Genomic DNA, 22,820 nt, shown 5'->3' on the forward strand with positions numbered 1-22,820 from the left:
GACCGCGCCCCACCCAGCCGAACTGACCGAGCCATCGTGCTGACTCAGCGCCGCCTCGATGGCCACCGGCCGCTCCGCCGCCCAGGCCGGGAGCACGGCGATGACCGAACGCGTCGCCGGCCGGCACGCGGACCTACCCCGGCGATTCGGCCCTGCCGCTCGTCATCGATCCCGCCGATCTCGGCGCCGACGCCGTCATCGCTGAACTCCTGACCCGGGCGCCTGCGGATGCCGCGATCATCGTGCGGGGTGCCGCACTGCCGTCCGCCGCCGACGCCGACGCCGGCCACCTCGATGAACTGGCTCTATGGCTGATCCAGCTCGTTAGGTCAGCCGCAGGTCCGAGCTCACCTGCTCAGGGGCGGCATCCAACTACGCCCTGGTGGGCGGCGGCGCGAGGACATCGTCGATACTACCTTGAGCGGCACTAATGCGCTGTCACCCCGCAGCCAGCGCGGCCTCTAGGTCGTTCAGCTTCTGCCGAGCAGTCGCGATGAACTTGGCAGCACAATCGGCGCAATAGTGATTGTCTCTATCGTCCTTTACTACGAGCATCACGACATCTTTGGGCAATTCGTGTTGTTGATTACTCCGACACGAGTGCCGCTTGCCGGACCGGCTGACGCGAAGGCTTCGCAGGAGCGATTTCTGACTACCCACGCAACAACTCCTCTTCAATGCCGTCACTGATCGCGGGCAGATTTTCGATCAGATAGTCAAGGTCGTCGCTAGTGAAATCCTTACGCTTAACAGCCCCGCTCGGCACTCGACTATTGACCGCAACATCAATAGCGCCCTTTAGGACTTCAAAGTTGGTCTTGCCACGCTTGGTCTTGTCAAGCTTGCGCCCCTGGGGCGAGAGCTCACGCGCGCCAAGAATCCTCCCCACCTGCAGCTTGATCAGGTCATCCAGCTTCTTCCGCTTCGCCTGCCGCATAGCCTGCTTCGTCGGCGGAACGGTGACGAGCTCATCGAACTCCCGGCCAGTCGTCACGCCGTTCTGCGCCAGAACCCTCAGCGCGTCCGCAACTTCGGTGCTGACCTGCAGCAGCGCGATGTCTTCCAGCGTGACGCCCGACTGTGCCGTCACGACCGGATCAGGGCTGTCGTCAATGAGCCTCGGCCGACTGCCATCGCTACCACCACCCGCCGACTCGACCAAGTCTTCGTCGATCAGGTTAGCGAAGTATTCTTGATCCGCTTCGGCGAAAGCTGCGAAGTCATGCCAGACCCCCGTGATGTTTCCGCCAACATGAAAGACGACAAAACCGTCATTGACCGGATCGCTTGGCTCAACATCAGGGATGACCCGCATGATCCGCCCGATGAATTGCACGAACGGGCCAAGGTTGGCAAAGATACTGAAGACCGCAGCCACCGAAAGATACGGGTGGTCGAAACCTTCGCCAAGCTTTCGCACCTGAACAATGACGTCCAGTTCGTGGTTATCCAGCTTCTGATAGACCCTCTTGTTGACTGGCCCCTCTTGCTTGCTGTGCACGTAGTCAGCCCGCAGGCCACGCGCACGGTACTCGGTAACGATCTGGATACAGTGCTCCATGTTGAGAGCCGAGGCAATGATCTTCAGGCGCTTCTCGCCAGTGGCCTCGCGATGCCGCTCCAACTTGCGGATCGAAGCCGAAACGATCGTCACCAAACTCTCTTTCGAGCTGACAATGCTTCGCCGGAAGTCTGCGTCCACTTCGCCGCGCTGCCGCACCTCATCGAGGCCAACAAGTGTCTCCTGCTCACCGTCCCGGCGCACGTAGGTCAACGTGCCGGGATTAAGCCGACGACCGTTCACCCGCTTGACAAAGCCGTTCTTGACCGCCTCCGAGATGGGGTAGCTATAGATGATGTTGCCAGTCATCTTGCGACCGTCCGCACGCGTCGGCGTGGCACTAACGTTGATGATCTTAGCTGCCGGAAACTTGGCGCGAAGACCTTCCCAGCTGTCCGCGACATTGTGATGAGCCTCATCGAACAGGATAAGGTCGAAGAAATCCTCCTCGAACTGAGCCAGCCAAGTATTGCCATCCCGCTGCAGCTGCTGAATGTTGGTGATGACGATGTCAGCATCTACCAGATCAGTGAAATTGGTCGCCGTTCCACGAATTTCCGCTGGCTCCGGAAACTCAGATCCGCTCAGAACCTTACGTTTTAAGTAGAAGTATTTTGGGTTCGACGGAGTAAGATCAGAGTTCAGCTGATCAGCAATGTTAAGGTTTGGTGCCACGAGCAGTGTCCGCTTCGACGCGACGGCGAACGGAGCGAGCGCTAGCAAGCCTGACTTTCCACAGCCGACAGGTAGAACGATGCCGACTTCGCGCCCGTCCGGCGCTGAAAAGTCATGAGAGACAATCTCCTCATAAGCCAGTCTCTGCGGCTCCCGTAGCGCCTCGTTATCAGCGACATGCGGCTCGAGTGTCGCATAGCGATCAATTTTCACCTAAACCTCCAGATGAGCAACAGGTCGCCCACTTAGCAAAAACACACTTATAAGACTGACTGCATGCCAATCGCAGCGTCGCCGCTCAAGTGCCAGCCCACGCTTATCGCTCACCTTGCGCCACATCATCGTGTAACGCCGTTGCTAGATCATCGTCAGGATAGCCACTCAGCGTTACAGGATGCCATCAACTTTCGTGTGATCACACTACCAATAACGTTAGTTTCTTACCATCTTTGCCGTCGGCCGCCAATTTCGACCTACGCGCACTGCGACAGCGATCGAAGACACGCTTGGGGCCGGGATTACTCCCCGGACCGCTGCGCGGTGCCTGCGGCTGGCCTGGATGTCCGGGCGCGCCCGGACATCGCCGACATCTGGCTGACGCTTTACCACCGCAGCGGGATGCTGAGCCTGCTGCGGAATCCGGCTCCGAGGTGAGTTGCATCAAGAGATGAGGACCGCGAGAACTAGATCGCGATACGCCCGCCGCAGTAGGGCTAGGCAGACGGACGCGGAAAGTGTTGCTGCGCTGTGAAAGCGGGTGCGGGTGTCACGGTCGGGCCGACGCACTCTAGCGGAGCCTGGCGCCAGCGGAAGCCCGCCCGATCACGACGTCTGCGGCGGATGGGCAGAAAGGGGCGGGCTTGCCGCCGACGCGGGCGGCTCCGCTTGGGCGAGTGCGTCCCGACCGGGACGCCCGCACTCCGCTTCTTCTCTACTGCGACGCGGTGATGGAGAAGTAGGTGGTACGGGGTTCATGGCCGGTCACCGGATTCGTTTCCGGTGACCGGCCGGCCCGTGTGAAGGAGCACCTTCGTGACCAGCACGATAGATCTGCCGACCCATCGCGACACCGACAACCCCACGGCCACAACGGAAACCGACCCCCCCCGCGTCCGACCTGGACAGTTCCTCCACCGACCACACCATCCCCGAGGACGACACGTCCTCCTCCAGCAAGGTCGAGGGCACCCCGCTCGACGTGCTGTCCGAAGAAGAGCGCGCGGCGCTGCACGCGACGTGGGACGCCGAGATCGACACCATCGTCTGGGTCAAGCCGGACAAGGTGCTGCTCGCCGAGAACGTGCGCACCGACAACGCCGAAGCCGACGTGGACACCACTGCGAACTTCAAGACCCACGGCGTGAAGACCGCGGTCAACGGCTACCGCGACTACGACACCGGCGCCATCGTGGTCACCGAGGGCCAGCGCCGCGTCCTCAACTCCCGCGAAGCCGGCTGCAAGGTGCCGGTCTGGATGAAGACCCCGCCGCCGGCCGACGAGCGCAAGGCCACCATCGAGCGGATCGTCAACCAGTTCATCGAGAACGACCCCGCCCTGCGCAGGTCCCTGACCCTGGCCGACACCGCTCGCGCCCTCAAGCAGCTCGCCGCGTTCAACCTCAAGCCCGCCGGGATCGCCCGCAAGCTCGCACTAGGCAAGCAGGGCAAGACCTACGTCGAGAACGTCCTGAAAGCCGGGCAGAGCGAACTGGCGCTCAAAGCCAGCGAACGTTACGAGCTCGACCTGCTGCAGGCCGCGGTCATCGCCGAATTCGACGAAGCCGGCGACACCGACACGGCCAAGGAACTCATCCTCACCGCGCGGACGGCGCCGAACAACTTCGCCCAGCTCGCCGAGCGCAAGCGCACCGAACGCGCGGACAAGCAGCGGCTCGCGGCCCTGACCGAGGACCTCACCGAGGAAATGACCGCCGCGGGCGTCACGATCTTCGACGAGAACCTGCCCGGGCACGACGGGGACGCGCGCACGCTGGACCGGCTGCGCCCCACCCCCGGCCACGAGCCCCACACGGAACTGAGCGCCGAGGATCACGCGTCCTGCCCGGGACACGGCGCCTGGATCGAGACCGACCACCACGACGAGCAGGGCAACCAGATCCCGGTGGCCGTCTACGGCTGCGCCGACTTCCTCGCCCACGGTCACGCCCTCAGCTACGCCCCGGCCGGCCGCGCGGACTTCAGCCCCGTGCCCGCCAGCACCGGTACCTCCGTCGACTACGAGTCGTCCGACGACGAGGACGCCGCCGGGGACGCCACCGAGCAGGCCGATGAGGTCGCGGCCGCGCGCGCCGCCCACGCTGCCGCCGAACTCGAGCGCAAGAAGGCGGCGATCATCCGCAAGTGGGTGATCCAGAACAACAAGGACTGGGACGCCTCCGGGGTGCCGCGCCGGGAGTGGCTGGCCGGGCTGGTGCGGCGCGGTACGGCGCCCAAGGGCGCGCAGCTGTTCCTCGCTCTGCAGAAGGCCGAAGGCGGCTACGCGCTGCGGCGCGCTTTCGAACGCAACCACCCGCTGGCCATGACACTGTTCGGCCTGCGGGACGGAGCCACGCTCGCCGACCTGACCGCCAAGATCGCCAAGGCCCCCACCGCCGGGAAAGCCACCCTCTACGACCTGGTCCTCACCCTCTGCGCGATCGAGGCGGACCTCTCCCTCAACACCTGGCGCAGCCCGTGGGGCTCGGCGCGGGCGTACATGGCCGCGATCATCAGCTGGGGCTACCCCGCCTCCAACATCGAGCGGAAGGTGATCGACCCGGAAACCGAGCAGGAGGTCATCGCCGCGCAGCTCGGCGACCTCGCCATCGACGCGCCGACCGACGGCGGTACGACCGGCGAGAGCGGCGAGGTCGACGGTGCCGAGGCCCCGGACGACAACGACTCCGATCACGCCGAGATCGAGGACTCCACCGTCGAGCCCACCGCCGGGGTCGACGACGTCGACGACGCGAGCACGGACGTCCAGAGCGACACGGCGGCCGACCACACCGTTGACGCGGCCGGCAGCGGTACCGATCAGGAACCGGTCGAGCAGGACACCGAGGCCGCCGCGGAGCTGATCGGCACCGCGATGTAGCCCGGACCGCACTGCACCCGGTTCCCCGCAGGGGGCGGGCCCGAGCGCTACAGCCGGACCCGCCCCCAGCTCCTGCCCCGTCGTCCTCGCCTCCCGCCGGGCTCGCCGCCAGCCCCGCGCGTGAACGGAGTCCCTTCGATGCATCCGCACCTTCCCCCGATCTTCGACACCATCCACCGCACCAGCACCTACGCCGCCGGGCACCACCCCGTCTGGCCGTATGCCCCGCTGCCGCCCGGCCCCTGCTGGACGCATGCGACCTGCCGGTGTGGCTGGGCCGAAATCGCCGAATCCCACAGCGACGCCCGCGCCCTGGCCCGCCACCACCGCCGCTACGCCGCCGAGCACCCCACCTACCTGCCCGGCAGTGCGCTGCGCATCGGCGGCCGCACCCACCAGGCCGACGCCACCGGCACCCACGTCTCCCTCGTCGGCGCCCGCCACGGCTGGGCCCTGGCCGACGGCATCGGCGATTCCCTGCTCGCCGCGCACGCCGCGGGCAGCGCAGCCGCGACCGCCGCCTACGTCGCCGCCGACCGCGGCGCCGTCGCCGGACTGCTCGCCGCCACCGGCACCCTCGCCGCCGTCCACGACGGCGACACCGTCATGGTCGTCGCCGCCCCACTCCCGCCCGAGCACGGTGGCGGGTGGGACATCGCGTGGGTCGGAGGCTGCCGCGCCTACGACTACGACCCCGACACCGACGTGCTGACCCAGCTCACCCTCGACCACACCGAAGGTCAGCAGCTGCGCGACGCCCTCGCCGAGCGCTACCGCGACCGGCCGCAGGACCTTGAACAGCTGGCCGCCCGGCGGGACAACGTCGTCACCAGCTCCGTGGCCACCGCCGACCACGACTCCCTCGGCCACATCACCACGGCCGGGCCGCGACGTCGGTTGCTGCTGACCAGCGACGGCGCCCACAAACCCGTCCCGCACGCCTCTCTCACCCGCGCGTGCCGCACGTTCCGCAACCCGGCCGCGTGCGCGAACCGGCTGACGCTCGCCGCACGATATTTCGGCGGCACCGACAACGCCGCCGCCATCGTTATCGACCCCGTCCCGGCCCCGGTCGCGGCCGAGCTGGTGCCATGAACGCTCCCACGACGGCCGCACAGGCGGCCACGCTCGTCACCGGCACCTCCGGCCTGCTCGGCGCTGCGCTGGACGCCGCCAGGCGCGGGTGGCCGGTCTTCCCGCTCGCCCCGCGCAGCAAACGGCCCGCCATTGCCGACTGGCAGCAGCGCGCCACCTGCGATCCCGAACGCATCCGCCGCTGGTGGTTACGTCATCCGTTGCACAACGTGGGCATCGCCTGCGGGCCCGCAGGGCTGCTGGTGCTCGACCTCGACGCCGCCCACGGTCCGATCCCCATCCACTGGGCGCGCCGTGGCGTCACCCACGGCCGCGACGTCCTCGCCCTGCTGGCGCGCCGGGCCGGTGAACCCGACCCGGTGGGCACGTTCACCGTCGCGACCCCCCGCGTCGGCGAACACCGGTTTTTCTCCCGGCCGCCCGGAACACGGCTGCGCAGCACCGTCGGCGCCCGCGGCCGCGGGCTCGGCTGGCACGTCGACACCCGCGGCCCCGGCGCGCTCATCGCCGCCCCGGGATCCGTCGCCGTCGTCCGCGGCGTGCCGGTGCCCTACACCGTCGCCTGGGACCTCCCGGTCGCCGTCCTGCCCAGGTGGCTCGTCACCGCCCTCACCCCGCCACCAGCACCGCCGCTGCCCGCGGATCCGCCGCCACCGCTGCCGACAACCAGCCGCCGGGTCACCGCCTACGTCCAGGCCGCCGTCACCGCCGAGTGCCGCAACGTCGCCACCGCCACCGAAGGCCACCGCCACATCACCGTCTACGCCGCCGCAGCAGCCCTCGGCGAACTACACGGCAACGGCTGGATCAGCGCCGCCGCGATCACCCACCACCTCACCGACGCCGCCCGCCACCACCTCGGCGTCGCCGACTTCGACGCCCGCGAACTGACCACCACCATCCGCGACGGCATCGCCGCCGGCCGCGACAACCCCCGCATCCTCACCGACCGCCCGGCGCCCCGGGCGCGACTTGCCATCCGCTGAGAAATGAGACCCGCCATGCAGGACACCGCGTCATCGGATCCCGTCGCTACCCCCGCCACACCGGAGCTGGTCTGGCTCTGGCAGCGGCAACCGGACAGCACCGACCTGGAAAAGGTCCTCATTCACGCCCACCTGATTCCCGCGGGCTGGCTGCCGATGCTCCAGCACCGCTACGCCGAAGGCGACCGCGTCGAATTCGCCTGGGACGGGCCGCACCAGCCGGGCACAGTCGTGCAGGACCAGGGCATGTACCTGGCCATCGCCGGCGAACGCCCCGGCTCCGGTTTCACCATCCACAAAACCGACGTCCGCCCGCGCGACACCGAACCCACCGCACCGGCTGGCCCGGACGTCGACACCGCGATCGACCCACACCGTGATCCCGCTGTCCGTCGAGAAGGCCACACCGCGACCGCGTACTGGAACCTCGGCCAGCCGTCCGCCGACGGCTGGCCTGTGCGATGCCTGCACCCGCCACCTGCGCCAAGCCATCACCGACCTGCCCCGCGACTACCTCGACCTCGAAACCGCGCTTGCCGGAACCCGCGACGGCCTGCGCCAGCTCGTCGCCGGAACCCGGGAACCGCCGGTCCCCATCTCGCTGAGCATCGAGGCGGTACAAGCCGCCCTGCTGCACGAAGCCCAGTGCTGGGCCGAATCTGTCGCCGACGTCTTGCGCGTCGATTGGGACACCCAAGCCGCGCGCGACAGCCGGCCCGGCCCCGTCCTGGAACGGGCCGCGCGGCTGCTGGAGAACTCCATCAGCGTGCTGCTGGCCCTGCGCGGCGTCGTCCACACCGGCTGGATCCTCGACGAGTGGACCACCTTCGACCGGGACGGCCTCGACGGCGCAGTCATCTTGCTCGACCTGAGCCACCGCGTCCGCGCCGTCACCGGGCAACTGCGGCTGGTCCATAACCTGCCCGAACCGTGCCCGCGCTGCGAGTACCGCGCCCTGCAGCGGGCCGACGGCGACGACGTCATCCGGTGCGGCGTCTGCGGCCAGCGGTGCACCTGGGAGGAGTACGAGCGGTCCTGCACACTGCTCGGCGACCGTCAGGAGACAGTGGCGTGACCGACCTGTACGGGCTGGCCGTGCACTGCCTCGCCGAAAACGCGTTCCGCCGGTACTCGCTGGAGTACCAGGCCGACCATCTGACCTGGCATGACTTCGCGGACCAAGCCCGCGAAGACCTGGCCACAATGGCCGACGAAGGGCTGCTCAACGTCTACCTCGCTCGCCAGATCCACGACCACCAGGCCGGATCATGAAGCGCGCCGACCCGTGGCCGTGGCCCGGTGACAGCCCGCTGGACCGGGCGCGTCGGATTGCCCGCACCTACCGCGAGGCCCTGCTGCGCGCCGACGCCCAGGCGTGCGCCGAACTCGACGGCCACTGCCGGGAACTTGGCCAGGGTTGGGTGACGCCTCGCCCGATGACCTTCGGGCACGACGACCTGCTCACGATGGAGGAAGTGGCCGACCTGTGCGACGTCCAGCCCGACACCGTCCGCCAGTGGCGCCGCCGAGGTTTGCCCACAGTGGACACAGCGGATTCTCCGGTACCGGGTCGCCGACGTGCTCGCGTACCACGCCGTGCGCCGTCAGAACCGCGTCGGTAAGACCGTAAACCCTGATATGACAAGGGATTCGTGACCGGGCCGGGTGGCGAGCCCGGCCGTGACTGTACTACCGTGCACAGCAAGCACCCCTATGCCCAACGCCCGGCCAGGGGTGCACGGGGTCGCGGAACTCGAACGGCACGGGCGAGGACCGCACGCAGTGGCGAGGGCTTCACCAGGAGCCGGTTCGCTCGACGTCACCATTCGTCAACCAAGGGGACCTGACCGAAGCCCATTCATGTCCGGGCTGTGCAGCCCTCGCCGCTGACCACCACCCAAGGACCACGGCCGTACCCACCAGCTCGCCCCGCGTCTGCCCAACCTGCCGAGCCACCATCCCGCCCGGCCCCTGCCCGCACTGCCTGCGGGAGCAACGCCGCGACAGCGACCAGCGGCGAGGCACCGCGGCCCAGCGCGGCTACGGCCACGACTGGCAGCTCAACCGCGCCGAGTACCTGCGCGAACACCGGCTCTGCGCGCTGTGCAGCCGACCAGCCACAGTGGCCGACCACTACCCGGACACCCGCCGATCCCTCGTCGACCGCGGAGTGCCCGACCCCGACGCCTGGCACCGGCTCCGGCCACTGTGCAAGCCCTGCCACAACCGGCACACTGCGCTCACGAGTCCAGGTGGATGGCATCATCGACACAGCACCCACTAGCTCTGGTCCTAATCGACCCTTTCAATCAACTCCAACGCTTTTTCGAAAGCTTCCTTCATGTCTTGTTTTGACATTTCGTTAACCTGATGGGGAAGCCATAATAATTGGCGATTCAAGTGAGCGACATCGACGTCGTGCACGTCGCGGATTGGGGTATGGCGACCGTAAGAGCCTGAGGCCAACTCATGGCGAATTTTTTCGGACTGCACAATAAATTGCCGGAGTATTTCGTGTGTTTCAGTCAAATCTGGCGCAGGTGAAGGTGAAGGTGAAGGGCCTGCGGGCTCGCCGGGCATTACGCCGACGACTTCGTCTCCCGGCAACGAGTTGGCGATTTTTCGGACGAGTTCCGGCGTGGTGCGACCCCGTTTTTCGTCTAGAAATACGCGCAGTTGAGCTGCTGCGACCTGCTCATCGGTTACGCGGTTTGATCGAGTCATTGGCCCTGCCCTGTCTCGTCGGTCGGGTCCAGTATCTCATCAAGCACGCGTTGGTGAAACACGTCAAGTAGCTGGTACTCGTCCTGCTGGGCCAGCTCGGACCGCGCGAGCTTCAACATCAAGCTCAAACCGGCGGTCCGTTTCGCCTTCGACTGATCCATGGCCAGCTCGGCCGCCCAGGTGAACCGGCGCCACCACTCTTCACGTCGCGCGGCAAGCTCCCGCTGCTTGGTTGCTCGATCATTGGCCTTCGCGCCCAAACGTGACCCTATGTAGGCGCCTGCAACGGTAAGTAACCCCACGAGGGCGGTCAGTCCTAGCTGCCACCAGTTGACCGGCATCGTCCGCCCCTCGTCGGATTGTCGTCAGGCGGTGAAGGCTACCTCAGGGCGGATCGCAGGGCTTGACGCGCGCGGATCGAGGCCTGACCTGCTGGTTTGCTAAACTGTGGCAGGGCTGCGAACCCAGAAACGAGGCCAGGCCCCTTCTATGAAGCAGGCGGGCCAGCGGCGTTCTGCTCGCGTTCCCGGCGAGCCCGTAACTGCCTCGCCGACGGCGGAAAGAACACCGCCGAGGTCCAAAATGTCGGCGTCAGAGGCACTCCCGGGCACGGCTGCACATCGCCTTCCAGCACGACCTCGGAATCGTCGCCACGCTCTCCAGCGTCGACGAACGCGACCACGCGAGCGAACACCGCGAACGGCAACGGCCGCTCGACCCGATCGTGGTCCATCACCACCCGACGCGCCGCCCCAGCCACCACGCCGTGCGCACCTGTCTGCACGACGCCATCGCCGTCGTGATCGCCGCCGCGGCGCAACGCCAACCGGCGGTCTGCGCCCACTTCGTCCCCACGCTGGCCACCACGCACGAGAAATAGCAGGCAGCCGACTGGGACCGGGCACGCCGCACGGCGCGCTCGGTCACCAAAAAAGCACGACGCGGCCCGGACCTCGCCCGAGTGTCGATCCACCGTCCGGTGGTGGTCGGCCCGGGCCGCGCCGTGCTCGCGAGGCCCCCGTTCACCACCGGCGGCCTCGCCCGCCGGCGACCGACCGTTCACGGAGGGGCGCATGACGGAGCCGACGATCCACGTTCCCGAGGGATACCGCACAACCCACCTGCGCGGGCTGTGGGCCCTCGCCGGCTGCCTTGTGTGCGGCGGCAACGGCGAATACCTGGTCAGCGACCGCGACGACACCGACTCGACGTGGGACTGTGACGAGCCTGAACCGTGGTACCCGCAGCCCTGCGATTGTCCGTGGTCACCGCCGCCGGAGGTCCTGCGCGCACTCGACGCCGCGGACGCACGCCTGCGGCGTCACCGGGAGCGGATGCGTGAGGTCTTCGACGCGATCGGCCCGCGCCAGGTCGGCGGCACCTACTGGTGCGGCTACTGGCATCGCTGGTACCTCGTCGAATCCATCGAGATCCGGTTCCGCGACGGTGACCTGACCTCCCCAACCTGGTCGATCACCGCGCGCTGGGCCAGCGGCGATCGCGGCACGCACCACACGCCGTGGAATCCCCGCTGCGACAGCACATCCTTCCCAGCGCGCTGGCCCGGTCGGGCCCCGGCACCGCCGGAACTGCGCTACCCCACCACGGTCTCCTGCCGGTGGTGCCGCTCCCAGTCCGCATTCGTCCGCTCCGTTCACCGCGCATTCTGCGCCCGCTGAAAGGACATCCGATGCCCGCAGCCTCCCTGCCCGACGTCCTCGGCCACGCCGCCGGGTCCGACCCCTCTCATCGGCCCGCGGGCGCTACAGCTGAGCGTGCTCTCGGCGTCCTGCGCCGCCGCGACGAACCGGTTCGCTGGCACGGACGCGACGAGGCGACCCGCGAGTACGTCCACCCGGGCCGCACCGTCATCGACGTGCCGAACCGGCCCTGGCCGGTCGGCCGCCCGGAAGACTGCGACGACCAGACCTCGACCGGGCTCTGGTTCGACGCCACCGGTACACCGCAACTGGACCCGGCCGACCGGGCCGCGGCCGACGGCGTCGCCCTGCTGTGCCGCCGATGCGGCCTGGACTGCACCTGACACCCACGCAACAACAACGCCCGTCCCCTTCAGACACAGGCAGGTGAACCCGATGCCCAACGACATCCAGCCGCACAGCCTCCCGCCGATGTTCTCCGCGTCGACGAAGGACTGGTGTGCGGCGACGACCAGCCCTACTTCCCGGCCCAGCTCGGCGAACTGGGGGTGGCAGTCATCGACGACCGCGGCCGCCGCTACTACAGGGTGACGCCACGGTTTCGTCGCGTCGTCACCGAATGGATCGCCGTCACCGTCGAAGCCACCTCCGACCATCTGCGCTTCCGGTGGGACGGCGACGACCTGATCGTGATCGACGACGACGCGCTCGTGGACGACGAGGATCCGACGAGTGGCCCAGCCTCGAACGCATCCAGCCCGATGCCGACGACCGGTATACCTTCCAGACGTGGGAGTGGCACGTGCACGACGCCGCCGCCGAACACCTCGGCGACACCGCGCGCGCCGCGCTGGCCCTCCTGGCGACCGACGATCCGTCCCAGATCGACACTGTGATCCGTTACGTCGTCGAGAACACCTATCCCGCACCGGATCCGCAGACGTTACGGGACATCCGCGCCCGGCACCGGACACTCGCGGATTCGCCCGCAGCACCAGCCGCCGACGGCGACTCCGAGGAGGCCGACGATGAGTAGCGACTATGCCGGAATTCCGGCTCGATGCGACGTCACGCTGGCGCAACCAGGCGAGGAGGCCGGCCGCGAACTGCTCGCCGACGGCGACTTCGCCCTCGTTCTGACCGATGACCACAACGACACGGTGGTCACCGTCGAGGGCACCCCCGCCGACCTGCTCGACTTCGTGCACCGGGTTCACCAGGCACTGGGACAACAGGTGGACCTCGGCGGCGGCCTACGCGTCCCTGGCCGTCGCCGCGGCTAGGCACTCCGGTCGGCGCGGACGACCACCGCCAGCACAGCACACCCGAGCCCTCGGGCGCCGGCTTCTCGCGCCCCGCCGCGTGAGCTGGCGGGCGCCCGAGGACCACGGGTGTGCTCGGGAAGGACGGGTACACCCGCATCCGACCCGGAGGTAACCGTGACCACATCGACCATCCACACCGCACCGTCCGACGATCCCGACTCGGTATTCGAGCGGGCGTGCCGGCTGATCGAAACCGAACTCGGCGGCCACCGCCTCCCTTCAGAACCCCGAACCTGGCTTGACGACCTCGCTCGCACCCGGCAGCACAAGACCGCGTTCATCACCGCGTTCTGGAACACCTGTTTCCCCTCCGGTCTCGTGGAGGCCTGCCGTGGCGTCGAGGCCGTCTACCCCTACCTCGGGCGCGACGGGCTCTGCACCGACGCCGCCCTCACCGCCGCCTGGAAAGTCCTCGAACCCGACGCGCACACCTGGCCCGAGCGGTTGCAGACCGAGCGGCGCCGCGCCGCCGACGACTGCCTGAACCGCGCGCTCGCCGAAGCGAACAGGGCGGTGGCCGATCATGTCTGAGGATCGGTTGTGGTTCACCGCCTACGACTGGAGCCGCTCCTACGTGCTGCCCGAGTCGGTCGCCTGCAACATCCCCCGCCGCGGCAGCCTCGGCGACTACGGCGCGTGGAACGTCGCTCGCGGTGTCCTGGTCGAGCTGTGCCGCGCGCTGTCCGCGGCACCGATCGCGCTGCTCTACGACGAGCCCGTGCAACGCCGCAACCGGATGCGTATCGCGATCCGGATCACCGCGCACGCCCGGCGCGGCGACGGGCAAGACGTGCGCGTGATCTACCGCAGCGAACGCACCGACACCGCCCCCTGGCAGGACTTCTGGAGCGTTGCGGTCAACGGAATCATCCCCGCGATCGGCCACGACACGCGACGGCCTTCGCCACCGTGGATCGCCCACACCGCCGCGCACACGCTGCGGACCGCATTCCGCCGCTGACTCCTGGCTCTTCCCGGTCCCCCTTTGCCGTGCAGTTGTTCTCTGCCGGAAGCCCTTGCGACGACACCCAGCGTCGATCGCACCGGCGACGTCGCCGATCTACCGGCGGCCGATCGGGCCGCCAGCTACCGCCACGTCGCTCCCGTTCGCACCAATTCGTCCACTGTAGGCAGCGAGGTTCCCTGATGCCCAAACCGATGTTCCTGACCGATGAGGATCTCCTGGCCGCCATCCCCGCGCTGATCGGGTTCACCCCCACCGACTCCCTCGTGATCGTCGCCGCTGTCGTGCACGCCGACGGCACTGTTCGCCTGGGCCGCACTACCCGATTCGACCTCGACCTGGCCACGCGGCTCCCACGGATGGTCGCCGCGGATCTCAGCCGCGCACTGGGTGGCCAGCCGGTCCAGCGTCTCATCGGCGTCGTCGTCCGCGACACCACCAGCGGCACTGCCGACCTGCCTTACCGGGCTGAGCTTGACGAGCTCACCGACCGGCTGTACGAAGCCGGATTCACCGGCATCGAGCTCCTGCACCTGCCCTCCTTCACCGCTGGCGCTACCTGGTCGTGCTACCACGTCACCGGCCACACCGGCACCCTGTCAGACCCCGCCATCTCGCCGGTCACCACCGCACGCGTAGTCAAAGGCAACCGCGTCTACAGCAACCGCGACGCCTTCCTCGCCCAGTTCGTACCCCTGCCTGCCGACGTACGCGAGAGTATCGCGGCCCTGGCCGACCCAATCGCCGAAGGTGTCCAGGCCGAAGAACTCGCCGGTGACTTCCCGCGGCTGCGCCGGCGCCTGCAGCTGATCGACGATGCGGTCACCGCCGCCACCCACGGCCGGCTCCCCACCGACCATCACGAGATCGCCGCCCTGATCGCTGCCCTGTCCAGCTTTCTCCTGCGCGACATCCACCTCATCCAGGACACCGAACAGCGATGCGGGGCGGCCCAGTCGCTGTGGCTGCACCTGTGGCGACACGCCCCCGCCCGCTACGCGCCCACCATGACCGCTCTGACCGCCGTCACCTCATACCTGCGCAAGGACGGCAGCGTCGCCGGCCTCGTCATCCAGCGCGGTCCGCGCCCGACAAAGCTCACCCAGCTGGTACACCGATGGATGCGCGAGAGTGTCGACTTCACCGCTGTGCACAACGACATCAGCGACGTCGCAACGCAGTTGCGAGCAACACTGAGCGATTCCGCCGAGAGCTGACACTCCAGCCAGGAACATGAGGCGATCGGCCGTCCGGGCCCGGTGGGCCTAGCCCCCTGCGACCGACCGCATCCGGGGCGGGTGAGCCGCCGCAACGGCACCGAACGACCGTCCATACACGACCGTCACTGCCAGGCAGACCGTCCCGCTGACCTTCTCGAGCCAGGTGTCGCCGGCCAGGGCTTCCCCACCCGGCCGGCGACACCGCCCCGAGGGCCGGTATCGCGGTTCGCGCCGAGCACAACACCGCGCCACCGGCTCTCTCTCCACGTCCCACGCTACCGAACCAGCCACCGCCGGTCGCAGCGCCGAACCCCCTGCCGATCCAGAAAGGACTCACCGTGTCATCTATTGAAGCGCTGGTGTTCATCGCCAGCAAGCACACCAGCCCCACCCGCCATCGGGTCCTGTGGCGCGTCAGCGTCGCCGACGCGAAGAAGATCTGCAGCGACGCCCGCACCGCGGGCAGCAACTACATGCTCTGTTTCACCACCGCCAACATCGACGATCCCACGTCATTCGTGTACGTGCCCGACAACGGCCGCCACGCCGAAGTCCTGCGCGACCACAGCATTCGCGTCATCCGCGCACACGCCCACGCGCAGACCCCGCCCGTCGAACCCGGCCGCTGACTTCCCGCACCCGTCACCACCGACCGCCCGTGCTCGCTCATCTCCGAAAGGACACTCGTCGATGCCGCTCACACCCGCCAGCACCAGCCTCGCCGTCGCCAGCATCCCGGCGCTGTTCGGCTTCGCCCCCGAGAACTCCCTCGTGCTGATCACCACTCTCACCAACGACGACGGCTCCGCCGGGACCGGCCCGCTCACCCGAATCGACCTCACCAGCGTCACCGGCCACGCCGACTACTGTGTGCGGCACTTCAACCGGCAATGCGCCGACCTGCCCGTGTCCTGCGTGACCGGCGTCGTCATCCGCACCGTCGACGAAGCCGCCGACAGCGGCAACTCGCTTCCGCTGCGCGCCGACGTTGACGCCGTCATCCAGCAGCTGACCGAACACGGATTCGTCGACGTCGACCTCGTGCACGTGCCAGCCGTCGCCGAGGGCGCCCGCTGGCGGTCCTACCGCGACACCGACCGCACCGGTGTCCTGCCCGACCCGTCGACGACGCCGGCCGCGGAGGCCGCCGTCGCCGCCGGACACTCCATCGCCGCCAGCCGGGAAGCCCTCGCGGGGCGATTCACCCCCGTCGCCGAGTCCCTCCGCGCACGTCTGCAACCTTGCATCGCCGACGCCGTCGAATCCGCCGTCATCGACGAACATTGGCATCTGGCCGCGCACGTCCGCCTAGCCCGCGCCGACGCCGCCATCCGGGCCGCCGCGCGCGGTGAGCTGCCCGCCGATGATGCCGACATCATCGATCTCGTCGCGACCTTCGCCGTGCCCACCTTTCGCGACGCCCTGCTCGCCGTGCCCGACCACACGACGCACCTGGCCGCCGAGAACCTGGTCCTGCACCTGTGGCGCCACAGCTGCGACCCCATCGCGGGCAATCTCGCCACCACCATCGCGGTGTACGCCTACCTACGTGGAGACGGAACCGTCGCGCGGATCGCGCTCGAGCACACCGGCCCCGAACAGCCCCTGGCGCGTCTGCTCTCACACCTGCTCGACCTCGCTGTCGCACCGTCGAAAGTCCACGACATGATCCGCAACGCAAGCGCTGACGCACGCCGCACCCTGCTCAGCGAGCCCGTGCCTGACCAGGCATGACGCCCACCCCTCCTCACCGTTCGCGCCGGGCGGCCGGAGACATTCGGCGCGAGGGCATCGACCCGCGGTCAACGGTCCGCTACACACACGGGGTCGCCATGGGTGGTGGTGCGACGGTGGGTCGGTGTCACCGGCGGCGGCCTCGCCCGGCTCGCCGGGTCGTGGATCGCCCGAAGGTAAGCACACCCCGGCCGGGGGCGGTGCGTCCCCGAAGCCCGGCCCGATCCGCCCGGGCGAACCAGCCCCCTCACCCTGACGAGCTCCGATACCGGTCCCCCGCGGGGCTGGTTCACGCCGGGCGGATGAGCCAGGCCGGGGACGTCGCCTTACGGCGACCCCCGGCCGCCGCGTGCTCAGGCTGCGCCGCGTTCCACACCCCAACGAGCACCAGGGAGACACACCATGGCCGGCGACACCACCATCACCATCATCGGCAACCTCACCGCCGACCCCGAGCTGCGCTTCACCCAGGCCGGCGCGGCGGTCGCGAACTTCACCGTCGCCTCCACCCCGCGCACCTTCAACCGTGCCACCGGCGATTGGGAGGACGGCGAGGCGCTGTTCATGCGCTGCACCATCTGGAAGCAGGCCGCCGAGAACGTCGCCGAGTCCCTGACCCGCGGCGCCCGCGTCGTCGTCCACGGCCGCCTCAAGCAGCGCTCCTTCCAGACCAAGGAAGGCGAGAAGCGCACCGTCGTCGAGCTGGACGTCGACGAGATCGGCCCGTCGCTGCGCTACGCCACCGCCACGGTCACCAAGAACGCGAAGAACGCGACCTCGGCGGTGAACCCGGACCGGGTGACCAGCACGCCCGCGGCCCCGGTCGACGACCCGTGGGGTCCGGCCGGCGAGCAGGAACTGGTCGGCGCGGGCGCCGGGGCCGGTGACAAGCCGCCCTTCTGATCAAGCCCGGTGTCCGGCCGGACTTCCCCTCCGGCCGGACACCATCCCCGGGAAGGCCGGGGCCAGCCTGCCGGCTGGCCCCGGCCTTCCCCTATGCCAAGCCCGTCGCCTCCCGGAGGTCACGATGCCCACCACCCGCCGCACCAGCCGTCCCATCACACCGGCCGCCCCGTGCAAGGCATGCGCCGCGCGACAACAAAGAAAGCCGTCCCTGGCCAGAAGATCACCCTTTGGGGTGGCCGAATCGCTTTACGCTCGCAGCATGAGCATTCGTTACGGCGTCACAATCCCCGGGCTCGTCCTCACCGGAGGCACCGGCGTCTACCTCGGCATCCAGCCCGTCGGCTACATCGGACTCCTCCTCACACCCTTCACCGACCCCGCCGGACTGCTCGCCCTGCCCGGCGCGCTGCTCTTCGGAGCGCTCATCGGGTGCGTCGCCGCCTACCTCAGCCGCCACCGCATCAAGCCCAAGCTGAAGGGCAGCAAGCGCTACCGGCTCGCCGCCATCCTCGGCGCGATCACACTGCCCGGCTACGTGTTTGCTTCGCACTTTCCCGGCGCCGACGGCGACGGACCCGGGAACCGCTGGACGGTCGGGTTCGCGCTCTGCTGCGGCCTCACTGCGATGACCATTTACTACCAGCGACGCAAACGGCTCGCCTTGATCAAGCAGGCCCGTCACGTCGCTACACGACACGCCAGCACAAGCTAGCCCTTTAACTATGTGGCGACGACTCGTCGAACTCGGCGGCTCACCTGCGCGAGCACCACGGAACTTACTGCCCCATCCCTAGATCCATAGCGATCTTATGCATGATCTGATGGTTCTCCTGCTCCGACCTCCGGTACAGGTTCGCCGCAGCACTCAGGCTCTGCACCGTCACCTCGGTACCTGTCATCGTCGCGCCCATCGCCTGCTCGAGGACAACGCGCGCAGCGGGCCACCGCTCCTTCATTTCCGCGAACATCGGTTCACGACCAGTCCCCACGTCATACTCGGCAAACGGCCGAACGCCGTTCTCAGAGTCAGCGGCGACCATCCGATCACGGGCAACCTGCAACGTATCCCGTGCTTCGGTGAGAATCACCCCGATCCGCTCAAGCGAGTTGGGATCGACTTCCATGGTCGTCCCGCCACCCGGGTCGGGCTTGTTATCAGAGTCCGGCAGAACAGGCCCCTCCTCGTGGACGAGGTAAGTGCGCCTGTCGCCACTCAGGTACGGGTCCAGTTCCCCGAGCAAGCCGGCGATCTTCGCACTGTCCTGCTGCGTGGCCTTCCGAACGGCCCGAAGCTCGGCGACCATCGCCTCCAGCGGAACCATCGGGTCCGACGAAGTCCCTTCGAACAATGCACCCAGCGGAAGATGCAATACGGTGCTGCCCAGCCCGTGCGCAACCGTGCGCACCGCCCCAGCCGGGCCAACGCTCTTGACATCGGTCAAGACCCCAACGACGTCAAGCGCGGCAAGGTACCCCTTGACCTCGCCCCAGACTCTCTCGATGAGATCGCCGAAACCGCCGCGCATGTCCTCGATCGCGTCACGCATCGCCTGGATCGTCTTGTCAAGAACCGCAAGCACCGCAGATCGTGACGAACTGAGCAGCGACCAATGCAAGTCCATCGTTCCCTGCAACACACCCGCGAACTCCTGCTGGCTTGCCACCGCCAAGATCAAGTCTCTGAGTCGCTTCTCGAACGCATCCCGACCCGCACCGACCCAGTCCTGGCTCCCGATTTGAGCGTTGATCCGTGTGCGGATAAAACTCTCGTCGCCGGCGCCACCGCCGAGGTTGAGCGGCACAAGATTCTGATCCAGAACGGCAGCAATGTTTTCGCGCATCTCCCAAGCGTCGGCAGCATTGGGACCGGTGAACTGGGTAACAAGGACCCATTGATCTTCGAGGTAAGCAAGGCAGTCGGCCCGCAAGCGCATCGGAGGCGGCGGTTCGGGATCACCCGGCGGTACGTAGTCCTCATCCGGCCCCTTGGGCAACAGCTCCCAGATGCACTGCTCGATCGTCGACCGGCGCTGGTAGATAGCCTGAACGAAAGCGTCGTCACGTATCCAATCCGTCATGTTCGCACCCTCCCGAGCAGGAGGCTAACAAGACCGAAGCGTCCCCTGTGCCGCATTCGCGAAAGTTCCAGCCAACGAACCAACGCGGCCAACTACCTGGCCTCCGGCACCATCGGACTCACTTACCGCTCGGCCAGCCCGACGATTTCTCTGCCAGACTCCTCTTCCGCGTCGATCGCCTCACCGTTGGAGTCCACAGACTCAGCCACCTCCTCCCGCGACTCAGCGCCGCAGTTCTCCCCCACCGCCGCCACATCCGCGCGAGAAGGACTCTCATCTCGGGTCGCCTCCAACCCGGCATTGCAACCGGATTCAGCAGCCAGCCGCGACAACGCCGCCACCATCCTCGCCGGGATCCCCAGCAACACCGCCGTCTCCGCCGCACCGACCTCCGCAGCCCGGATCTGCGCCACTGACGTCGCCATCACCGCACGCCATTCGGCGATCTCCATCTCCGCGTCCGCGCGGACCTGCTCGACCAGGCGCTCGAAGTCCGCGACCTTCGCCGCCCGCTGCCGGTCCAGCTCCGCCAGTTTCCGCTCCAACTGCGACTCGAGCGCAACCACGCGGTCCTCCCGCCGGCGCTCCACACCGTCGATCGCCGTCGCGGCCTCCGCGAACGGCGCGAGGGCCGCGTCCACGCGACGCTCGTTCTCCCGCTCGCGCTCCAGTTGCTCGACGCGGCGCTGCCGAGCGGCCTCCAGCCTCTCCAGCGCCGCCGTCGACCGACGACGCCGCCGCGAACCGGTCGTCTTGTTCTCAACCATGCCGACACTCCCCGCTGGGGAGGGCTGCGGTTACCTCGCCGAGCCTACCCGCGACGCCATTCACGGCGCCGCATCAAACACTCGGGCCGACCCGCCATGAACCGATATCGTGTGAGACCGTCAGACAGCGTTCGAAACGCGACGACATGGGCGAGCAGACCGACGACCTGACGAAAGGATCGGGCGACCGTGGTACCGGAACCTCACCGCACTCATCCCTGCGCGCAATGTCCCTGGCGGCAAGACGCCGACCTCACCGCTTTCAGCGACGCCGACATGACCAAGCTCGCCAACGCGAACGGCTTCGCCGGCTGCGAGGCCCCCGCCGACGCGCCCGCGATGTCATGCCACCTCGACCAGCCGGACTCCGCACACCCGATGCGGCTGTGCGCCGGATGGCTGGCCGTCGTCGGCCGCCACCACCTGGGCATCCGGATGGCCCTGATGATCGACAAGCTCCCACCCGCCGCCGTCGACACCAATGACGACTGGCCTCCGCTTCACGAAAGCCTCGACGACCTGACCGCCGAGCGCACCCGCCAGCAGCTGAACGCACCGCCCACCGCCAGCCTCTCCCCCGCGGACCCGCCCGGGGGTCGCTGAGCCGCACGCTGGCCACCGTTAACCTGTATCCGGTCACCAGCGAGGGAGCATCGAGCGTGCCAGACCCCACCGACGAGACACCCACGCCCGCCACCGGCGCCGAGATCATCGCCGTCCAGCCTGGCGCGGACGGGTGGGGAGTCATCACCTACATGGCCCCCGGTGCTGCCTATCAGGCCACACCGTGCACACGCTGCCCCTGGCTGCGCGACTCCCCCACTGGAGCGTTCCCGCCCGAGGTGTTCCAGCACTCCGCGCACACCGCCTACGACCTCGCCACCCACAAATTCGGCTGTCACTCCAGCCCCCGCGACGAGCCCAAGACCTGCGCGGGGTTCCTTCTGCGCGGCTCGGCCCATAACCTCGCCGTCCGCGTGCACGGCCCCGACGTCCCCACCGCCGTGTCCACCGACCGGCCCCTCTACGACGACTACCGCGAGATGGCCATCGCCAACGGCGTCGCCCCCGACGACCCCACCCTCGCCCCCTGCCGCGACAGTCGCTCCTACCTCGACTCCAGCGACACCACCCCCGCCAAGGACGCATCGATGTCGACAGACTCAATCATCAACCGGGCAGCGCGGGTCATCCGCGAATTCATCGTCGCCAGCGCCGGCATGGACCTCGGCGAGCCCATGACGAGTCAAGCCGACCTGCTCGCCGGCCGCCTGGCCGCCACCGGCCAGCTCGACGCACCTGCCCACGAGCTCTACAGCGGCAGCGACACCGCCATCAGCATCATCCGAGCGTTCATCATCGACGCCGTCGGCGTCGATGACGGCGACGAGACGACCGCCCAAGCTGAACAGCTGCGCCACCACTTGGCCGCAGCCGGCGTCCTGGCCGGCGGAGTGCACGAGCCCATCAACATCTCGTCGCCTCGCTGAAGTACCGCGCATGGGAATTGTGCAACCTGGGTCGAGTTGCCTGGATAGGCGCGGCACCGCCGCAGTAGCCCCGAAGGACCACGCCACCGAGGTAGCGAGCCGCAAAACTCGCGGCGGTCCGCTGACACTCCGCCTCAGGGACACGTAGGCCCACGGAGCGCTGCGGGAATTATACCCGCAGGTCAGCAGCACACAGTTGCGGGGTGGAGCCACAGTTTCCGCTGGTCAGCAATCGCCTCTCAGAGCACACGGGCCGCAGGCACCTTCAGATGGTCATGTTGCGTCCGTGGGTGGTGGGTGGCCCCGAAATTGTATCGGTCGCCCCCTCCAAATAGAACGGCGTGTCCCCAACATCTTTTTGACCGAAAAGCGTGGTCAAAAACATCTTGGGGCCCCACCATTCCATTCGGAGCCTCTGGCTCCCTAGGGCAGACATTAAGGGCAGGCCGGAGGCCTGCCCCGGTTGCTTCGGGGCCACCCACCACCCACTCAGCACACAGTCACCCTTACCGCACCAACCAGCGAGACTAGGCGGAC

Annotated in this window: 24 protein-coding genes; 18 read left to right on the plus strand and 6 right to left on the minus strand. The window is 68.0% G+C overall.

The window, feature by feature from the left end:
• Nucleotides 1-652: 652 nt before the first annotated feature.
• Entirely contained in the window at nucleotides 653-2,449 is a 1,797-nt protein-coding gene (locus ACIOD2_RS47310) for a DEAD/DEAH box helicase (protein ID WP_400552336.1), read from the minus strand.
• A gap of 985 nt (nucleotides 2,450-3,434) precedes the next feature.
• Between ACIOD2_RS47310 and ACIOD2_RS47315 the strand changes: the two genes are divergently transcribed.
• From ACIOD2_RS47315 to ACIOD2_RS47335, 5 genes are all read left to right on the plus strand, one after another.
• The gene (locus ACIOD2_RS47315) at nucleotides 3,435-5,333 is read left to right on the plus strand and encodes a hypothetical protein (protein WP_400552338.1); all 1,899 of its coding nucleotides are present in this window, start codon (nucleotides 3,435-3,437) and stop codon (nucleotides 5,331-5,333) included.
• Between the two features lie 138 nt (nucleotides 5,334-5,471).
• Nucleotides 5,472-6,428, plus strand: coding sequence for a PP2C family protein-serine/threonine phosphatase (locus ACIOD2_RS47320; protein WP_400552340.1), 957 nt, complete (start codon nucleotides 5,472-5,474; stop codon nucleotides 6,426-6,428).
• Nucleotides 6,425-7,414 carry a bifunctional DNA primase/polymerase gene (locus ACIOD2_RS47325; RefSeq protein ID WP_400552342.1) on the plus strand — a complete coding sequence of 330 codons (990 nt, stop codon included), beginning with the start codon at nucleotides 6,425-6,427 and terminating at the stop codon, nucleotides 7,412-7,414. The genes ACIOD2_RS47320 and ACIOD2_RS47325 overlap by 4 nt, the downstream gene beginning before the upstream one ends.
• Nucleotides 7,415-7,790: 376 nt before the next feature.
• The gene (locus tag ACIOD2_RS47330) at nucleotides 7,791-8,489 is read left to right on the plus strand and encodes a hypothetical protein (RefSeq protein ID WP_400552345.1); all 699 of its coding nucleotides are present in this window, start codon (nucleotides 7,791-7,793) and stop codon (nucleotides 8,487-8,489) included.
• A complete protein-coding gene (locus ACIOD2_RS47335; protein WP_400552346.1) occupies nucleotides 8,486-8,686 on the plus strand; it encodes a hypothetical protein in 201 nt (66 codons plus the stop codon). Before ACIOD2_RS47330 ends, ACIOD2_RS47335 begins: the two co-directional genes overlap by 4 nt.
• 1,020 nt (nucleotides 8,687-9,706) lie before the next feature.
• Here ACIOD2_RS47335 and ACIOD2_RS47340 read toward each other — a convergent pair.
• The 3 genes from ACIOD2_RS47340 to ACIOD2_RS47350 all read right to left on the minus strand — a co-directional run bounded on the left by ACIOD2_RS47340 (nucleotide 9,707) and on the right by ACIOD2_RS47350 (nucleotide 10,982).
• Entirely contained in the window at nucleotides 9,707-10,138 is a 432-nt protein-coding gene (locus tag ACIOD2_RS47340) for a hypothetical protein (RefSeq protein ID WP_400552348.1), read from the minus strand.
• A complete protein-coding gene (locus tag ACIOD2_RS47345) occupies nucleotides 10,135-10,479 on the minus strand; it encodes a hypothetical protein (RefSeq protein WP_400552350.1) in 345 nt (114 codons plus the stop codon). The genes ACIOD2_RS47340 and ACIOD2_RS47345 overlap by 4 nt, the downstream gene beginning before the upstream one ends.
• A gap of 146 nt (nucleotides 10,480-10,625) precedes the next feature.
• Entirely contained in the window at nucleotides 10,626-10,982 is a 357-nt protein-coding gene (locus tag ACIOD2_RS47350) for a hypothetical protein (RefSeq protein WP_400552352.1), read from the minus strand.
• Between the two features lie 229 nt (nucleotides 10,983-11,211).
• On the opposite strand from ACIOD2_RS47350, the gene ACIOD2_RS47355 reads away from it, so the two are divergent.
• The 11 genes from ACIOD2_RS47355 (at nucleotide 11,212) to ACIOD2_RS47405 (ending at nucleotide 18,660) form a co-directional block, all read left to right on the plus strand.
• On the plus strand, nucleotides 11,212-11,817 hold the full coding sequence (locus ACIOD2_RS47355) for a hypothetical protein (protein WP_400552354.1): 606 nt from the start codon (nucleotides 11,212-11,214) through the stop codon (nucleotides 11,815-11,817).
• Nucleotides 11,818-11,828: 11 nt separating this feature from the next.
• Nucleotides 11,829-12,182, plus strand: coding sequence for a hypothetical protein (locus ACIOD2_RS47360; protein WP_400552356.1), 354 nt, complete (start codon nucleotides 11,829-11,831; stop codon nucleotides 12,180-12,182).
• Nucleotides 12,183-12,601: 419 nt separating this feature from the next.
• Nucleotides 12,602-12,835: a hypothetical protein gene (locus tag ACIOD2_RS47365; RefSeq protein WP_400552357.1), complete on the plus strand. Its 234-nt coding sequence runs from the start codon at nucleotides 12,602-12,604 to the stop codon at nucleotides 12,833-12,835.
• Nucleotides 12,828-13,082 carry a hypothetical protein gene (locus tag ACIOD2_RS47370; RefSeq protein ID WP_400552359.1) on the plus strand — a complete coding sequence of 85 codons (255 nt, stop codon included), beginning with the start codon at nucleotides 12,828-12,830 and terminating at the stop codon, nucleotides 13,080-13,082. Before ACIOD2_RS47365 ends, ACIOD2_RS47370 begins: the two co-directional genes overlap by 8 nt.
• Nucleotides 13,083-13,238: 156 nt before the next feature.
• On the plus strand, nucleotides 13,239-13,655 hold the full coding sequence (locus ACIOD2_RS47375; RefSeq protein ID WP_400552360.1) for a hypothetical protein: 417 nt from the start codon (nucleotides 13,239-13,241) through the stop codon (nucleotides 13,653-13,655).
• Nucleotides 13,648-14,085, plus strand: coding sequence for a hypothetical protein (locus tag ACIOD2_RS47380; protein ID WP_400552362.1), 438 nt, complete (start codon nucleotides 13,648-13,650; stop codon nucleotides 14,083-14,085). Before ACIOD2_RS47375 ends, ACIOD2_RS47380 begins: the two co-directional genes overlap by 8 nt.
• 185 nt (nucleotides 14,086-14,270) lie before the next feature.
• Entirely contained in the window at nucleotides 14,271-15,305 is a 1,035-nt protein-coding gene (locus tag ACIOD2_RS47385; protein WP_400552364.1) for a DUF4192 domain-containing protein, read from the plus strand.
• A 341-nt stretch (nucleotides 15,306-15,646) separates the two neighbouring features.
• Nucleotides 15,647-15,937, plus strand: coding sequence for a hypothetical protein (locus tag ACIOD2_RS47390; RefSeq protein WP_400552366.1), 291 nt, complete (start codon nucleotides 15,647-15,649; stop codon nucleotides 15,935-15,937).
• Nucleotides 15,938-15,998: 61 nt separating this feature from the next.
• Nucleotides 15,999-17,042 carry a DUF4192 domain-containing protein gene (locus ACIOD2_RS47395; RefSeq protein WP_400552368.1) on the plus strand — a complete coding sequence of 348 codons (1,044 nt, stop codon included), beginning with the start codon at nucleotides 15,999-16,001 and terminating at the stop codon, nucleotides 17,040-17,042.
• A gap of 402 nt (nucleotides 17,043-17,444) precedes the next feature.
• A complete protein-coding gene (locus tag ACIOD2_RS47400; protein ID WP_400552369.1) occupies nucleotides 17,445-17,945 on the plus strand; it encodes a single-stranded DNA-binding protein in 501 nt (166 codons plus the stop codon).
• A gap of 262 nt (nucleotides 17,946-18,207) precedes the next feature.
• Nucleotides 18,208-18,660: a hypothetical protein gene (locus ACIOD2_RS47405; RefSeq protein WP_400552371.1), complete on the plus strand. Its 453-nt coding sequence runs from the start codon at nucleotides 18,208-18,210 to the stop codon at nucleotides 18,658-18,660.
• Nucleotides 18,661-18,724: 64 nt separating this feature from the next.
• On the opposite strand, the gene ACIOD2_RS47410 is transcribed toward ACIOD2_RS47405, so the two are convergent.
• Both ACIOD2_RS47410 and ACIOD2_RS47415 read right to left on the minus strand, forming a co-directional pair.
• Entirely contained in the window at nucleotides 18,725-20,026 is a 1,302-nt protein-coding gene (locus tag ACIOD2_RS47410; RefSeq protein ID WP_400552373.1) for a hypothetical protein, read from the minus strand.
• A gap of 122 nt (nucleotides 20,027-20,148) precedes the next feature.
• On the minus strand, nucleotides 20,149-20,793 hold the full coding sequence (locus tag ACIOD2_RS47415; protein ID WP_400552375.1) for a hypothetical protein: 645 nt from the start codon (nucleotides 20,791-20,793) through the stop codon (nucleotides 20,149-20,151).
• Nucleotides 20,794-20,982: 189 nt separating this feature from the next.
• Here ACIOD2_RS47415 and ACIOD2_RS47420 point away from each other — a divergent pair, with 189 nt between their 5' ends.
• Together ACIOD2_RS47420 and ACIOD2_RS47425 are read left to right on the plus strand one after the other, a co-directional pair.
• Entirely contained in the window at nucleotides 20,983-21,396 is a 414-nt protein-coding gene (locus ACIOD2_RS47420) for a DUF6283 family protein (protein ID WP_400552377.1), read from the plus strand.
• A gap of 56 nt (nucleotides 21,397-21,452) precedes the next feature.
• A complete protein-coding gene (locus tag ACIOD2_RS47425) occupies nucleotides 21,453-22,283 on the plus strand; it encodes a DUF6283 family protein (RefSeq protein ID WP_400552378.1) in 831 nt (276 codons plus the stop codon).
• Nucleotides 22,284-22,820: the final 537 nt, after the last annotated feature.

Origin of the sequence: Amycolatopsis sp. NPDC088138 (assembly GCF_044741685.1) — a bacterium.
In the GTDB taxonomy this organism is placed as follows: domain Bacteria; phylum Actinomycetota; class Actinomycetes; order Mycobacteriales; family Pseudonocardiaceae; genus Amycolatopsis.

Coding starts and splice junctions, on each gene's coding strand:
- ACIOD2_RS47320 (WP_400552340.1), top strand. CDS start 5,472: ATGCATCCGCACCTTCCCCCGATCTTCGACACCATCCACCGCACCAGC.
- ACIOD2_RS47325 (WP_400552342.1), top strand. CDS start 6,425: ATGAACGCTCCCACGACGGCCGCACAGGCGGCCACGCTCGTCACCGGC.
- ACIOD2_RS47340 (WP_400552348.1), bottom strand. CDS start 10,138: ATGACTCGATCAAACCGCGTAACCGATGAGCAGGTCGCAGCAGCTCAA.
- ACIOD2_RS47345 (WP_400552350.1), bottom strand. CDS start 10,479: ATGCCGGTCAACTGGTGGCAGCTAGGACTGACCGCCCTCGTGGGGTTA.
- ACIOD2_RS47355 (WP_400552354.1), top strand. CDS start 11,212: ATGACGGAGCCGACGATCCACGTTCCCGAGGGATACCGCACAACCCAC.
- ACIOD2_RS47360 (WP_400552356.1), top strand. CDS start 11,829: ATGCCCGCAGCCTCCCTGCCCGACGTCCTCGGCCACGCCGCCGGGTCC.
- ACIOD2_RS47370 (WP_400552359.1), top strand. CDS start 12,828: ATGAGTAGCGACTATGCCGGAATTCCGGCTCGATGCGACGTCACGCTG.
- ACIOD2_RS47380 (WP_400552362.1), top strand. CDS start 13,648: ATGTCTGAGGATCGGTTGTGGTTCACCGCCTACGACTGGAGCCGCTCC.
- ACIOD2_RS47385 (WP_400552364.1), top strand. CDS start 14,271: ATGCCCAAACCGATGTTCCTGACCGATGAGGATCTCCTGGCCGCCATC.
- ACIOD2_RS47395 (WP_400552368.1), top strand. CDS start 15,999: ATGCCGCTCACACCCGCCAGCACCAGCCTCGCCGTCGCCAGCATCCCG.
- ACIOD2_RS47400 (WP_400552369.1), top strand. CDS start 17,445: ATGGCCGGCGACACCACCATCACCATCATCGGCAACCTCACCGCCGAC.
- ACIOD2_RS47405 (WP_400552371.1), top strand. CDS start 18,208: ATGAGCATTCGTTACGGCGTCACAATCCCCGGGCTCGTCCTCACCGGA.
- ACIOD2_RS47410 (WP_400552373.1), bottom strand. CDS start 20,026: ATGACGGATTGGATACGTGACGACGCTTTCGTTCAGGCTATCTACCAG.
- ACIOD2_RS47415 (WP_400552375.1), bottom strand. CDS start 20,793: ATGGTTGAGAACAAGACGACCGGTTCGCGGCGGCGTCGTCGGTCGACG.